Here is a 14,092-nt window from a genome sequence, read left to right on the forward strand (position 1 = left end):
TCGAGTCGTTAAGCGGGGGGCGCGGCGGCCGGCGTCGGTGGCCGGGCCAGGGCTTCGATCACCCCGCTGCAAGCGGTCGGGCGTTCGAGCAGCACACGCGCGTCCACGGCCTGCGAGAAGTCGTCGTAGGGAAACTCGGGCTCGGGCCCCGCTTCCTTGAGCTTGGCGGCCAGGGCGTCGGCCGGGCACTGCACGTGCGCCGGCACCCCGGCGAGCTGCATCACGAGCAGGTTCTCCCACAGGGGGACGGGGGCGCCGCAGAAATGACACGGAGATTCCCGGTCCGGGTCCCCCGCCAAACGGGTGGCGAGGGCGCGGGCCTGCTCGACCAGCGCCGCGAGCAAATTGTGAAGATCCTCCTCGGACATCACCTCATCGTGGGGTAGTGCACGCGCTGTGTCAAGCGCCGCCAAGCCCGCGCCGTGGTACCTTCCCGCCCCGCACCGAGGAGGCCACCATGCACATCCAGCGAATCGCGCACATCGCCATCGCCGTGAAGGACCTGGAGACGCAGATCGCCCACTACCGGGACACCTTCGGCCTCGAGCTCGTGGGGCGCGAGGAGGTCGCGGACCAGAAGGTCAAGGTGGCCATGCTGCGCGTCGGTGAGACGACGATCGAGCTCCTCGAGCCGACGAGCCCCGATAGCCCGGTGGCGAAGTTTCTCGACAAGCGCGGAGAGGGGATCCACCACCTGGCCTTTCAGGTGGACGGCCTCGCCTCGGCGCTCGGGGAGCTCCGCGACAAAGGGGTGGCGCTGCTCGACGCGGAACCGCGGGACGGCGCGCACGGCCAGCGCATCGCCTTTCTGCACCCGCGCGCAACGTTCGGAGTCCTTACCGAGCTCTGCGAGCCGGGAGCCGCCCCGGACGGGGATCACGGATCCGGAGGATCCGGGAATCCGCTTGACGCTTGACGGGCCGGGGCCTTGCGCGCTACCCAATGATGGCGCCGACCAGAACGAGCCAGTGGTGAGTTCGCCTACGACGCGCGCGCCGTTTGCAGTGAGGAGGAGGGCGATGTTCAGCAAGGCCCAGGGGATGTTCAAGCTGTTGCAGGACCGGGTGAAGAGCACCCTGCAGACGGTCGCGGAGGTGGCGGAGTCGGTGGGCGTGCCGTCGTCTGTGACGTCGCTGCTCAAGGATGGCAACGGCCAGGAGGCCTGGTCCGGCGGCGGAGCGAGCTATCACGCACCGCCGGCAGCCAGCGCGCCACGCGCCACGGCGGAAGCCGTGCCCGCGGCGTCGCGGCGCACCGAGGTTCCGCGCGCGAGCGCGTACCAGCCGCCCGCGGCCGCCTTCTCCGACGACGACGCGGATGCGTTCGACGGACCCGAGGAGGGGGTCGAGAGCGACGACGAAAGCGCGGAGAACGGCTCCTTGTCGGCCGCGCCGCGCGGCAAGCGCGTCTCGCACAAGAAGCGGCCGCTCGAGGGGAACCGCGAGGCTTCGTCGCGCATCAAGCGCCTCGAGGTGGACGACGAGATCGGCGGGAGCACCTACCTCGCGCGCATCGTCTGGTCGCTCGGGGTGGCGTCGCTCGAAGGACTCGGGCCGCTCCGGCCGGCGGACATCGCCCGCATGGTCATGTCCCGCTCGGCGGTGAGCCTGGAGCCGCCCAACGTGGCGCGCTACATCCGACGCAGCAAGCCGAGCTGCATCGTGGTCGACCGCACCGAGGGGAGCTCGCAGTTCTACAAGCTCAACGGCAAGGGCAAGAAGCTGTTCGAGGAGAAGTGGGGGCCTGGGGCGGGGCCCAACTGAGCATGCTCGCCGGCCGCCGCCCTCCCCTGCGCTAGCTACGCCGTCGCATGGCCCGCGGGCGACTCCTCCTTCGCAACATCTACCACCTGGCCGTTGGCGACGACGCGAACACGCGCCTGCGCGGCGTGGACCTGCTCGTCGACGGTTCGCGCATCGCGGACATCGGGCCGTCACTGCCGCGCGGCGAGGCGGAGGTGATCGACGCCTCGACGAAGCTCGTCATCCCGGGGCTCGTCAACACGCACCACCACATGTACCAGACGCTGCAGCGCAACCTGCCTGCGGTGCAGAACGCGGGCCTCTTCGACTGGCTGAAGGGCCTCTATCCGATCTGGCGCTACCTCACGGCCGAGGTGGTCTCGGTCTCGACGCAGCTCGCCTGCGCGGAGCTGCTCAAGACCGGCTGCACCACCACCAGCGACCATCACTACATCTTCCCGGCCGGCGTCACCGAGGACCTGATCGGACTGCAGGTCCAGGCGGCCCTCGAGACGGGGATCCGCATCTGCACGAGTCGCGGGAGCATGTCCCGGGGCGAGAGCCAGGGCGGCCTGCCGCCGGACTCGGTGGTGCAGGACGAGCGCACGATCCTCGAGGACTCGGCGCGGGTCATCGCGGCGTACCACGACCCCAGCCCCTTCTCGCGGCAGCGCGTGGCGCTCGCCCCGTGCTCCCCCTTCTCGGTCACCGAGAAGCTGATGGCCGAGAGCGCGGCCCTCGCGCGGCGTCACGGCGTGCGCCTGCACACCCACCTCGCCGAGACGCTCGACGAGGAGACCTACTGCGTCGAGCGCTACGGCTGCCGCCCGCTGGCCCTGATGGAGCGCGTGGGCTGGCTCGGACCCGACGTCTGGTTCGCGCACGGCATCCACTTCGACGACGCGGAGCTCGAGGTGCTCGCACGCACCGGCACCGGCGTGGCGCACTGCCCGAGCTCGAACATGCGGCTCGGGTCGGGGATCTGCCGGGTCCCCGAGCTCCTCGCCCGCGGCGTGCGCGTCGGGCTGGCCGTGGACGGCAGCGCCTCGAACGACAGCTCGAACATGCTCGGCGAGCTCCGGAGCTGCCTGCTCGTGCACCGCGTGCACGGCACCCCGGCGGCGATGACGGCCGACCTCGCGCTGCGCCTCGCCACTCGCGGAAGCGCGGAGCTCCTCGGCTGGGAGCGCCTCGGCACCCTCGCGGTGGGGCAAGCGGCCGACCTCGCGCTCGTCGAGATGAAGCGCCTCGACTACGCGGGCGCTCTCTCGGACCCCCTCGCGGCGGCGGTCTTCGCCGGGATCAGCCACAACGTGCACACCACGATCGTGGACGGAAAGGTGGTCGTCTCGGGGGGCCGCCTCGTCTGCCTCGACGAGGACGCGCTCCGCGACCGCGCGAACGCCCTCTCGAAGCGCATGCTCGAGCAGGCGGGCCACTCGACGAAGTGGATGCTCTGATCGGCGAGCTCTGGGGTTGACCGCCGCTACAGGCGGCCGACGAAGTGCGTCCCCCCGCGCCCCGCGAGCGCGTCCTCGAGGCTGCCGGGGTTGGTGATCAGCCCGCGCTTGCCCCCGGCGCGCAAAAACCCGGCGATCGCCTCCACCTTGGGCCCCATGCTCCCCGCGGCGAAGTGCCCCTCGCCGATGAGCCGCTCCACGTCGTCCATCGTGACCGCGCTGAGCGCGCGCTGCTCGGGCTTCTTGTAGGCCACGTAGACCTGCGGCACGTCCGTGAGGATGATCATCAGCTCCGCGCCGATGTTCGAGGCCAGGATGCTCGAGGTCAGGTCCTTGTCGATCACCGCCTCGACCCCCTGGTAGTTGTCGTGGGAGTCCTTGACGATCGGGATCCCGCCGCCGCCGCACGCGATGACGATGTGCCCGCGCAGCGCGGCGTCGCGAATCATGTGGCGCTGCACCACGCGGAGCGGCTTCGGCGAGGGGACCACGCGACGCCAGCCGCGGCCGGAATCGTCGATCACCGTCCAGCCGTGCTCCTCGTGGCAGCGTCGCGCCTCCTCCTCGCTCATGAAGCGGCCGACGGGCTTGGTGGGCGCCGCGAACGCCGGGTCGCGCTTGTCCACGAGCACCTGCGAGATCACCGTCACCACGTAGCGCTGCACGTTGCGCCGACGGAGCTGGTTGAGCAGCGCCTGCTGCAGCACGTAGCCCAGCCACCCCTCCGTGTCGGCCACCAGCACGTCGAGCGGCATGGCCGGGACCTGGTCGCGCGTGAGATCCGTCTGCAGGAGCAGCTGCCCCACCTGCGGACCGTTGCCGTGCGTGATCACCACGTTGTAGTCGCGCTCGATGAGCGTCATCAGCACGAGCGAGATCTCGTCGGCGTTCTGCTGGTGGTGTTCGATCGTGCCGGCCTGCCCCGGCTGCATGAAGGCGTGGCCGCCCATGGCCACGAGCGCGAGCGGTCGTTCGGAGCGATCCATGCGCCCATGCTATCGCAGGCCACGGCGCGAGCGCCAATTGTTGGCCGGCTCACGCAACCGATCGACGCAGAAAAGATTGACCCCAGCGCAAAGCCAGGCAAAAATGCCGAGACCATCAATCATGGTACCCATGAGCAGCCTGGCCATGCCGTCGAGGCCAGCTTAGGACGGCAGCATGCACCGTAGCTCTCTGGTCTCGCGAAGCGTTGTCGCCCTATTCCTCCTCACCCTGAACGCCCGAGCCCACGCGGCCCCCTTCAAGCAGGGGGAAAAGCTTCTCGACGTGCAGCTCTTCCAGCCCGGGGTGGGGCCCAGCGACTTCCTGAACGTGCGAGGCGCCGCGTCGCCCGGTCATCTGCAGCTCTCGGCCAACGCCTACCTCATCTACATGCGCGCGCCGCTGCGCGCCACCTTCCCCGACGGCACCAAGGACCTCGCCGTGAGCCATCAGCTCGGGTGGGACCTCTCCGTCGGCGTGGGCCTCTGGAACCGTCTCATCGTCGGGGTGGGGCTGCCCATCGGCATGCTCCAGATGTGTCCCGGTGGAAACATCCAGTGCGCGCAGCTCGACCGCATCAACCTCTCGGACCAGAACTTCTCCGGCGGCGGCGTGGGCGACATCCGCCTCATGCTCCACGGAACGATTCTCGCGCCGAAGGCCGGTGGAGGTTTCGGCCTCGGGGTGGGCGCGACGGTGACCTTCCCGACGGCGGACGCGACCTCGTTCGTCGGAGAGGGCAACGTGGCCGACGCGTCCAACCCCGGTGGGAATCACGCCTTCCGCCCGACGGTGGCGGGGTTTCTCGCGGCCGACTACGCCTTCTGGCGCATGCGGGTCGGGCTGAACGCCGGCTACCTCTGGCGGCGCGACGTGACCTTCCGCCAGCTTCGCGTGAGCGACCAGGTGATGTACGGCCTCGGGGTCGGGCTGCGCGCGCTCTCGTGGCTGGAGGCGATCGCCGAGTTCGACGGGCGCCTGGCGCTCGCGGAGACCTCCAAGGCCAATAGCCCGCACGAGGTCATGCTCGCCGCACGTTTTCGGCGCGGCGCGCTGCGCTTCGACGCGGGCGTGGGCGTCGGCGTGCTCGGCGACTTCGGCGCACCGGACGTGCGCGCCTTCGCGGGGGTGGGCTTCGCCGGCAAGGTGACCGAGGCCGACGCGGACCTCGACGGCGTTCCGGACAGCGCGGACCAGTGCCCGAACGAGCCGGAGGACAAGGACGGCTTCCAGGACAAGGACGGCTGCCCCGACCTGGACAACGACAACGACGGTATTCCGGACGCGCTCGACAAGTGCCCGAACGTGGCGGCCGTCACGGCGAGCGGCTGTCCGCTCGAGGATTCGGACAAGGACGGCGTGGCCGACGACCAGGACCGCTGCCCGAACGACCCCGAGGACCGGGACGGCTTCGAGGATAGCGACGGGTGCCCCGATCCGGACAACGACAAGGACGGCATCGCGGACAAGAGCGACAAGTGCCCCGACAAGCCCGAGACCTTCAACGGCCACGAGGACGAGGACGGCTGCCCGGACACGACGCCGCAGATCGCCAAGCCGACGCCGCCGCAGGTCACGCCAACGCACATCGCGATCGGCGAGCGGGTGACCTTCGTCTCGGGCAAGGCCGAGCTGACGGAGTCGGCGAAGCGGCTCCTGGCGCAGGTCGCGGAGGAGATCAACAAGCACGCCGAGGTGAAGCTGGTGCGCATCGAGGGTCACACGGACAACCAGGGCTCCAAGGCGCGGAACCAGCGCCTCTCCGAGGAGCGCGCGCGGACCGTGCTCAAGTTCCTCGTGACCAAGCGCGTGGCCAAGAAGCGGCTGCAGGCGGTGGGCTACGGCAGCACGCGTCCGGTGGAGAAGAACGACACCGACGAGGGCCGCGCGAAGAACCGCCGGGTCGAGTTCATCGTGGTGCAGTAGGGGTGGGGTACGGCCCGCCTGGCGCGGGAGCCGGGCTCGGCGCGGGTGCTCAGCTGGTCGCGGGCGCTCAGCTCTCGGCGAGACCCACGAGACCCGAGTCGCCGAGCGGCGCGAAGAGGCTCTGCACCTCGTCCGCCGACCACGCCGTCCCTTGCGGTGCGAGCAGGCTCTCCGCGAGCCGGGCCTTGCGCCGCTGGAGCCTGAGCATCCGCTCCTCGACGGAACCGGCCACGATCAGGCTGTAGACGAAGACGGGCTTGGTCTGGCCGATGCGGTGCGCGCGGTCGGTGGCCTGCGCCTGGGCCGCGGGGTTCCACCAGGGATCGTAGTGGATCACCGTGTCGGCCGAGGTCAGGTTCAGCCCGGTGCCGCCGGCCTTCAGGCTGATGAGGAAGACGTCGACCTGGCCCTGCTCGAAGGCGTCCACCGCGCGCTGGCGGTCGACCGTCGCGCCGGTGAGCGCGACGTAGGGTCGGCCGAGCTGCTCGAGTCCCTGCCCGATGAGCGCGAGCATGCTCGTGAACTGCGAGAAGAGGAGCACGCGGCGGCCCTGCTCGAGGAGCTGGGGGAGCAGCTCGAAGAGGAGCTCGTACTTGGCCGTCTCCTCGACCTCGCGCGCGGCGCGCACGTTCACGAGGCGCGGATCGCAGCAGACCTGACGCAGCTTCATCAGGGCGTCCAGGATGGCAATCGTGGATTGCGCGAGCCCCTGCCGGGTGATGGCCTGGCGCACCTGCGCGTGGGCCGCCACGCGGATGCTCTCGTAGAGGTCGCGCTGGGCCCCCTTGAGCTCCACGGCGCGCACGATCTCGGTCTTCGGCGGGAGCTCGCGCGCCACCTGGTCCTTCGTGCGCCGCAGCACGAAGGGCGCCACGCGCTGCCGCAGGGCCTCTAGGCGATGCTCGTCCCCCGCCGCCTCGATCGGATACCGGAAGTGCTCGCGGAACTGGCGCGAGCTGCCGAGCAGCCCCGGCGTGAGGAAGTCGAAGAGCGCCCAGAGCTCGCCGAGGTGATTCTCGAGCGGCGTTCCGGAGAGGCAGAGCCGGTGCTCGGCGTCGAGCCGCTTGGCCGCCCGATGGGCCTGGCTGGAGGCGTTCTTGATCGCCTGCGCCTCGTCGAGGACCAGCAGGTGGTAGCGCTGCGCGGCGAGCTCGTCGAGGTCAAGCACGAGGAGCGGGTAGGTGGTCAGGACCACGTCGTGCTGGTAGGCCAGCCGCCGCCGTACGTGGCGCTTCGGCCCGTGCAGCACGAGCACCCGGAGCGCCGGTGCGAAGCGTGCCAGCTCGCGCCGCCAGTTCGAGACGAGACTCGTCGGGGCAACCACCAGCGACGGATGCTCGGCCCGCCCCGAGCGGTGCTCGACGAGCAGGTGCGCGATGGTCTGGAGCGTCTTGCCGAGCCCCATGTCGTCGGCCAGCACGCCCCCGACCTCCTGCGCCCGGAGGTGCTGCATCCACGCCAGCCCGTCCTCCTGGTAGGGGCGCAGGGTGGCCCGCAGGCCGCTCGGCGCCTCCACCTTGTGCACGGCCTCGGGGATGTACCCGTAGCCCCGGTCGCGCAGGCGCGTCTCCCCTTCCCACGAGACGCGCCGCTCGCCGAGGAGCGCGAGGTCGAGCCGCGCCAGCGCCCCGGCCCCGAGCGTCGGCAACTTCAGCTCGCCCCCCTTGGCTCCTTCGTAGAGCTCGAGGAGCACGTCGAGCAGCACCTTCAGGCGGTCGGGCTCGATCGGCAGGTACACGCCCTCGCCGACGGGGAGCGCGTAACACCTCCGCCGCGCCTTCTGCAGGGCCTTGAGGCTCGCCGCGTCCTCGAGCAGCGAGAGCAGCCCCGGCACCAGGTTGATGCGCCGGCCGTTCACGTCGATGCCGAGCTCGAGGCTGAACCAGTCGGGCTCCTCGTCCTCCTCGAGGCGCGCGTAGAAGGGGACCGCGTCGTCCACGACGCGCCAGCGGTACGAGTCGGCCACCTCCACCTGCCAGCCGAGCCGCCGCAGCTGCGGCACCGTGTAGGCCGTGAAGCCACAGACGGTGTGCACGTCGCTCTCCACGTGCACGAGGTAGTCGGCCTTCGAGCCCGGGGCGGCCACGTGCTCGAGGCACGAGAGCTCGACCGCACCGAAGGCCTCGAGCACCGCGCGCGCGTGATTCTCGAGCGCGACGTCCCGCTCGAGGGGAGCCGCAGCCCCGCTGCCGCCGACGAACACGCGCGAGACCGGCTGCGCGGCGGAGACCACCGTGCCGCCGTAGTCGAAGGAGAGCTGGATCGCGGGGGCCTCGGCCTCCTCGTAATCGGGGGCCCAGGCCGTGCCGCGGTCGATGAGGACCCGCTCCGTGAACAGCCGAATCCGGGGGACGCACGCGGAAGCGGGCGTCGGCGACAACGCAGTGAGCTGCATCTGCACTCACTACTTAAGGCGTGTCGATCGCCGTGTCCAGAGTTTCCGTCGGCTCCTCCGGGCGCGGCGGCCAAGCGCGACGACCGAGCGCGGCATGAGGAGATCTGGCAGCAATTGCGCGCTCCCGGCGGCGCGGGGAGGTCACCGTCCAGGGGGCGTGGTATCCTAGGTCTGTCGTATGCGTCAGACGCTCCGCAAGGCCACCGAGACGATCCGCGGGCGAAGTGAGGGCCTTCTCCGTCCGGCTCCGTTCGCGCGCGGCCTGCTCGCCGCGGGCCTGCTCGCGACAGGGCTCCTCGGCACCGGCTGCTTCGGCGAGGTCGCCGCCGAGATGCGCTTTCGCGACAGCGTGCAGCTCCACCGCAGCGGCCGCTACGAGGAGGCCCTGCGGCACTACCAGGTGCTGATCACCGACGACCCCTCGCGGGACGGGGTGCTCTCCAACATGGGGCTGCTCTACCTCCAGACGAGGCGTCCGCGGCAGGCCGAGGCAGCGCTGCGCCGCGCCATCGAGATCAACGAGCGCAACGTGATCGGCCGCTACCTCCTGGCCATGACCCTGCTCGCCACGCAGCGGCGGGACGAGGCCCGGCGCGAGACGGTCCGGACCCTGACGCACCGCCAGCAATGGATCGCCGAGGCCCGCACGCGGCACGGCACCGTCGAGGAAAGTCGCATCGACGGCCGCATCGTCTCGGAGATGTTCGCGGCCCGTCTGGACGCCCTGTGCCGGGAGACGGGGCTCCCCGCCGCCGCGGTGCGCCGCGTCCCAAGCACGGGCCCGATGGCCGGGGATCTGACCATCGCCACGCTCACGACCCGCGACGGAAAATAGTTCGCGCTCCGAAGGAATCGCCTCGGAGGGAGGGGCGGCGCAGCCGTCGTCGACCGTCGCTCCCGGTGCCCGTGACGGAAGGCGCAATACTGGACAAGCGTTAGGCAGGACGGTAGGCTCGTCGGGAAGAGGAGAGCCATGGGTGCGCGCCTGGGCGTCGAGGTCACGGATACCGAAGGGGTAAACCTCATTCGGCTATCGGGCGTCATCGACGAAGACAACGACCTGCTCGAGATCACCAAACAAGTGAAACGTCCCACGGTGCTCATCAACACCTCGGACGTGGAACGCATCAATTCCTGCGGCGTGCGCGACTGGGTGACCTGGCTCGGCGAGCTGCAGCGCCAAGGCTGTACCATCTTTCTGCTCGAGTGCTCGCCGGCCATCATGACCCAGGTGAACCTGGTCAATAACTTCGTCGGCAACGGCATCATCGCCAGCTTCTACGCGCCGTATTTCTGCTCCTCGTGCGAATCCGACAAGATGCTGCTCATCAACGTGGAAGACGCCCTCAAGGGCCTGCCGTTCCACGCGCCTACCTGTCGCTGCGATCAGTGCGATCACACGATGGAGTTCGACGACATCGAGAGCTCCTACTTCGGGTTTCTCAACACCCTGACCCAGCCGCGCATCGAAGCCAGCCTGGATCAGGTCATCAAGCGGCTCACGCGCGAGAGCAAGGGCACGCTGCGCACGCGGTCCACCTCGATGCCGCTGCCGAGCGTCGCCACCCCCTCCACCCCGTCGGCCGGTTCGTCGTCGTCGTCGGGAGCCTCGGGCATTCCGCCGATGCCCACCATCCCGAGCGGAAACCTGAAGGGCTTGCTCACCGACGTGGCCTACGACAAGGTCGGTCAGCAGCAGCAGGAGCACAAGGGCGGAATCGGCAAGCTGCTCTACCTCATCGTGGCGCTGCTCGCCGCCGCCATCGCGCTCCTCGGCTACGTCGTCCTGCGCTCGGGCAGCTAGTCAGAGCGACCGCCGCTCGTCGCGTCCTGGGACCGCTCCGGTCTGACCCTTCTCCTCCGTAACCTGCGTCAGATTGACACCCCCGCCATCGAGCGGTACATAGCCTCACCTATCCCCGCTGGGGATCAACTTACCGAGGGAGGTATCGTGATGGTGACCAAGGTCATGGCAGGACTGGGCGCGCTCGCGCTGGCGTGCGCGGGGTGCTCGAGCGACAACGGAACGCCCAAGACGGACACGGGAGTGGCGGTCGACCAGGGGATGACCCACGACAGCGCCGCGGGCGACGCGCGAAAGCCCGACGCTGGCGCTGGCGACGCGGCCAAGCCGGATGCGAAGGCGCCGACGACGTACACGGCGCTGCTCGCCGCGAGCGAGCTCTCGGGGCGGCTGACCTGGGGTCCCACCCCCTCGCCCGCGCCGACGCCGACGAAGATCCTGAGCCTCAGGCTAACCTTCGACCCCAACGACCCGAGCCTGAAGCCCGACTTCCAGGACGCGCCGTCGCCCCCGAATTGCACCGTCTACAAGTGGACGGGGACCACGCCGCCGAACCGCACCGCCGGCGACGCGGGGAAGGTGTCCGTCAAGGGTCACAAGGAGGTGAACTGGGTGGACGGCGCGGCGCCGACCACCTCCGGCAAACTGCCCGCGACCATCGATTGCACGCGCAAGCAGCTCGGCACGAGCAAGTTCTACACCTATGACTGCGGCCTCCCCGACAGCACCGTGCTGCCGGCCGATTCCTGGCTCGACGATACCTCCAAGCTGGAGTTCACCGTGGCGGGCGGGACCGAGGTCAAGGCCTTCTCGAAGAAGGACCTGGCGGCGGCGGCGATGGCCAAGCCGAAAGCCTCCTTCGACCTGAACCAGCTCGACCCGACGGCGGCCACCGTGACGGCCGAGTGGGAGACGCTCCCCACGGGCGGCGCGGACCTCGTCGCCGTGGACATGTACGCCTACCTCAAGGACAAGAGCGAACACACGCGCATCACCTGCGTCACGCTGGCCGTGGCGGGCAAGAAGCAGATCCCGGCGGATGCGCTGAAGCTGCTGCCGAAGGTCACGAAGGACGACAACCCGCTGCTCATCCAGACCGGGCTGGTGGCGCTGAAGGTCACGAGCGCGACGGAGTCCTGGGGCATCTGGTACACCGGCGTCGGGCGCGGCAGCGTCGGCCTGACCTGCCGCACCACGACCGGTTTCTGCCCCGTCAAGTAGCCCACGCCTACGCGTCCTCGCCCTCGGGCCCCGGTCGCAGCGCCGGGGTCCCCCCTGCCTCTCCCCGCACATCGCCTGTGCTAAGATGGCGGCACCGAGCCGCCGATGCACGAGGATCCGCCGACGCCGCCGCCCGTTCCCGCGAGCCCCAGCTCCCCCGACGCGGATCCGTTGATTGGCCTGTGGGTCCTCGACCAGTACCAGCTCGTGCGCCTCATCGCGCGAGGCGGCATGGGGGCCGTCTACCTGGCCGAGCAGTCGGCGATGGACCGCTTCGCCGCGGTCAAGATCCTCCACGCCCGGCGCGAGACCGAGTGGCGCAATCGTTTCCGCCAGGAGGCGCGCACCGCCAGCCGGCTCTCCCACCCGCACATCGTCACGGTCTACAACTTCGGCGAGCTCGCTGACGGGTCGCTCTTTCTGGCGATGGAATACGTGGACGGGACGAGCCTCGGCGGGCTCCTCGAGCGCGGCCCCTTGCCCCTCGGACGGGCCGTGGCCCTCGCGCGGCAGTGCGCCTCGGCGCTGGCGTACGCCCACGACCGCAAGGTGATTCACCGCGACTTCAAGCCCGACAACGTGATGGTCGCCGAGGTGCAGGGGAAGGCGCACGCAAAGGTAGTGGACTTCGGCCTGGCGCGCGTCACCGAGGAGGCGGGCCACACCAACACGGGCGCCCTCGTGGGAACGCCCCGCTACATGAGCCCCGAGCAGTGGCGCGGCGAGCCGGCCACGAGCTTCAGCGACCAGTACGCGCTGGGGATGGTGATCTACGAGCTGCTCGCGGGACGGCCGGCCCTCTACTCGGACAACCAGATCGGCTACCTGCACCTGCACCAGCACGTGATGCCCGCGGCTCCGTCGACGATTCGGCCCGCGCCCGAGGTCGCGGCCTTCGACGGCCTCGTCCTGCGCCTGCTCGCCAAGTCCCCGAAGGCGCGCTTCCCCTCGCTCGAGGAGGCCACGGCGGAGCTGGCTCGCCTCGAGCTGGCTCTCGGCCTGCAGGACACGGGGGGCGGAGGCCTCGCACGCGACGACCAGGAAGCGTTCGAAGAGCGCACCCCGCTTCCGTCGGAGGACCTCGACACCGTCTCGGTGCGGCCGGGCGGGGCGAAGCTCGAGCCCGTGGCGACGCGCGCTGCGGGTCGGGAGCAAGGCGCGGTGCGCCTCGCGCTCCTAGGTCCCACCGAGCCGCTGAAGGGCGCCGACTGGGGGATCCTGGCGCGCAAGCACCTCCGCCTCGCCGAGCGCTGCGCCTCGCCGCTCGACCTGAAGCCCTCCGCGGAGGAGCCGGACCTGTCGGTGCTGCCGCTCCCCGTCACGCGCTGGGAGGAGGCCTGGGGCCCCTGGGCCGGCGCCGGCGTCGCGCCGCAGCGAACGCTCGCCTGCTTCGACGGCGCGCCGGAGAAGGCGGACGTCTCGGAGGCCGCGGAGCAGTTTCCCCATCTCCTCGTCGGAGCGCGCCCGCTCGAACCGCTGGCCGTCGGCCTGGCGCTGAGCTGGATGGCGCGACCCGACCGGTCGGGGATCGACCAGCTCCCGCTCGACGGCGCGATCCAGGTCATCCAGATCACCTCCTCGGCGCAGAAGGCCGCCTACGTGGACTCGCTCCTCGACGACGCGCGCTCCGAAGGCGTTCGGCAGCGCGGCCTGCGCGCGCTCACCGAGCTCGCCGAGGAGATGATCATGAACGCCATCTTCGACGCCCCCACGGCCGCCGACGGCCGCCCGCGCTACGCCCAGCTCGACCGCGCGGCCGAGCTCACCTTGCGCCCGGGAGAAGAGGCCACGCTGCGCTGGATGATCGGCGACCGCTTCATCGCCGTCTCGATCCGCGACCCCTTCGGCGCCCTGACGCCGGCGGAGGCGCTCGGCGGCACCACGGGGCAGGCGCGCCAGCCAAAGCTGAGCGGGCGCGGAGGCGGCGCGGGGATGGGGCTGCGCATCATGTCGCGCGCGGCGCGGCACCTCTTCTTCGCCATCTGCCCCGGGACCTGGTGCGAGGTGCTCGCGCTCGTGGACCGCGAGCCCGATGCGAGCGCGCTGGGCCGCACGGTCTGCGTGCTGAACGGACTCGGCCAGGTCGCACGCCGCGTCGGCGATCGCCTTCGCTTGCGAGAGATGCGCCAGCGAGACGCGCTGCACCTCGAGCTCGCCGGCGAGATCAACGAGACGAGCCAGCTCCAGCCGGTCTTTGACCCGCCGGGGCGGGTGGTGCTGGACCTGGCCGGCGTGACGCGCATGAACTCGATGGGGATCCGCGTCTGGTTCGAGGCCGCGCGCGCCGGGAACCCCGAGCAGGACCTGGTCTTCGAACGCTGCTCGATGGCGGTGGTGAGCCAGCTCAACTTGCTGCCGGCCTTCAGCGAGACGGGCCGCGTGGGGTCGATCCTCGCCCCGTACGTCTGCGGGCACTGCAAGAAGGAGAGCCTCGAGCTCCTCACGCGCGCCGAGCTCGACGCGACGCTGCCTCCGGCCCGCGCCTGCGAGAGCTGCCACAGGCCGCTCGTCTTCGACGAGGTGCCCGAGGAGTACTTCGCCTTCCTGCAGGAAGCGTGAG

Annotated in this window: 11 protein-coding genes; 8 read left to right on the top strand and 3 right to left on the bottom strand. The window is 70.5% G+C overall.

The window, feature by feature from the left end:
• Positions 1–8 precede the first annotated feature (8 nt).
• A complete protein-coding gene (locus tag IT371_27075) occupies positions 9–368 on the bottom strand; it encodes a hypothetical protein (protein MCC6751346.1) in 360 nt (119 codons plus the stop codon).
• Positions 369–457: 89 nt separating this feature from the next.
• Here IT371_27075 and mce point away from each other — a divergent pair, with 89 nt between their 5' ends.
• From mce to IT371_27090, 3 genes are all read left to right on the top strand, one after another.
• On the top strand, positions 458–916 hold the full coding sequence (gene mce, locus IT371_27080) for a methylmalonyl-CoA epimerase (protein ID MCC6751347.1): 459 nt from the start codon (positions 458–460) through the stop codon (positions 914–916).
• A gap of 103 nt (positions 917–1,019) precedes the next feature.
• Complete coding sequence (locus tag IT371_27085) at positions 1,020–1,763, top strand: hypothetical protein (protein ID MCC6751348.1); 744 nt, start codon at positions 1,020–1,022, stop codon at positions 1,761–1,763.
• Positions 1,764–1,810: 47 nt separating this feature from the next.
• Positions 1,811–3,202, top strand: coding sequence for an 8-oxoguanine deaminase (locus tag IT371_27090; protein MCC6751349.1), 1,392 nt, complete (start codon positions 1,811–1,813; stop codon positions 3,200–3,202).
• Positions 3,203–3,228: 26 nt separating this feature from the next.
• Here IT371_27090 and arcC read toward each other — a convergent pair whose 3' ends face one another.
• A complete protein-coding gene (gene arcC / locus IT371_27095) occupies positions 3,229–4,188 on the bottom strand; it encodes a carbamate kinase (protein MCC6751350.1) in 960 nt (319 codons plus the stop codon).
• A 175-nt stretch (positions 4,189–4,363) separates the two neighbouring features.
• On the opposite strand from arcC, the gene IT371_27100 reads away from it, so the two are divergent.
• Positions 4,364–6,112 carry an OmpA family protein gene (locus tag IT371_27100; protein ID MCC6751351.1) on the top strand — a complete coding sequence of 583 codons (1,749 nt, stop codon included), beginning with the start codon at positions 4,364–4,366 and terminating at the stop codon, positions 6,110–6,112.
• 67 nt (positions 6,113–6,179) lie between these two features.
• Here IT371_27100 and IT371_27105 read toward each other — a convergent pair whose 3' ends face one another.
• Complete coding sequence (locus IT371_27105) at positions 6,180–8,507, bottom strand: DEAD/DEAH box helicase (GenBank protein MCC6751352.1); 2,328 nt, start codon at positions 8,505–8,507, stop codon at positions 6,180–6,182.
• 178 nt (positions 8,508–8,685) lie between these two features.
• Between IT371_27105 and IT371_27110 the strand changes: the two genes are divergently transcribed.
• From IT371_27110 to IT371_27125, 4 genes are all read left to right on the top strand, one after another.
• Positions 8,686–9,342 carry a tetratricopeptide repeat protein gene (locus IT371_27110; protein MCC6751353.1) on the top strand — a complete coding sequence of 219 codons (657 nt, stop codon included), beginning with the start codon at positions 8,686–8,688 and terminating at the stop codon, positions 9,340–9,342.
• Between the two features lie 138 nt (positions 9,343–9,480).
• Positions 9,481–10,311, top strand: a complete 831-nt coding sequence (locus IT371_27115) for an anti-sigma factor antagonist (GenBank protein MCC6751354.1) — start codon at positions 9,481–9,483, stop codon at positions 10,309–10,311.
• A 150-nt stretch (positions 10,312–10,461) separates the two neighbouring features.
• Complete coding sequence (locus tag IT371_27120; GenBank protein MCC6751355.1) at positions 10,462–11,532, top strand: hypothetical protein; 1,071 nt, start codon at positions 10,462–10,464, stop codon at positions 11,530–11,532.
• 105 nt (positions 11,533–11,637) lie between these two features.
• Entirely contained in the window at positions 11,638–14,091 is a 2,454-nt protein-coding gene (locus IT371_27125) for a protein kinase (protein MCC6751356.1), read from the top strand.
• Position 14,092: the final 1 nt, after the last annotated feature.

The sequence above is a fragment of the Deltaproteobacteria bacterium genome, assembly GCA_020848905.1.
Lineage (GTDB): Bacteria > Myxococcota_A > Polyangia.

Coding starts and splice junctions, on each gene's coding strand:
- IT371_27075 (MCC6751346.1), bottom strand. CDS start 368: ATGTCCGAGGAGGATCTTCACAATTTGCTCGCGGCGCTGGTCGAGCAG.
- mce (MCC6751347.1), top strand. CDS start 458: ATGCACATCCAGCGAATCGCGCACATCGCCATCGCCGTGAAGGACCTG.
- IT371_27085 (MCC6751348.1), top strand. CDS start 1,020: ATGTTCAGCAAGGCCCAGGGGATGTTCAAGCTGTTGCAGGACCGGGTG.
- IT371_27090 (MCC6751349.1), top strand. CDS start 1,811: ATGGCCCGCGGGCGACTCCTCCTTCGCAACATCTACCACCTGGCCGTT.
- arcC (MCC6751350.1), bottom strand. CDS start 4,188: ATGGATCGCTCCGAACGACCGCTCGCGCTCGTGGCCATGGGCGGCCAC.
- IT371_27100 (MCC6751351.1), top strand. CDS start 4,364: ATGCACCGTAGCTCTCTGGTCTCGCGAAGCGTTGTCGCCCTATTCCTC.
- IT371_27105 (MCC6751352.1), bottom strand. CDS start 8,507: ATGCAGCTCACTGCGTTGTCGCCGACGCCCGCTTCCGCGTGCGTCCCC.
- IT371_27110 (MCC6751353.1), top strand. CDS start 8,686: ATGCGTCAGACGCTCCGCAAGGCCACCGAGACGATCCGCGGGCGAAGT.
- IT371_27115 (MCC6751354.1), top strand. CDS start 9,481: ATGGGTGCGCGCCTGGGCGTCGAGGTCACGGATACCGAAGGGGTAAAC.
- IT371_27120 (MCC6751355.1), top strand. CDS start 10,462: ATGGTGACCAAGGTCATGGCAGGACTGGGCGCGCTCGCGCTGGCGTGC.
- IT371_27125 (MCC6751356.1), top strand. CDS start 11,638: ATGCACGAGGATCCGCCGACGCCGCCGCCCGTTCCCGCGAGCCCCAGC.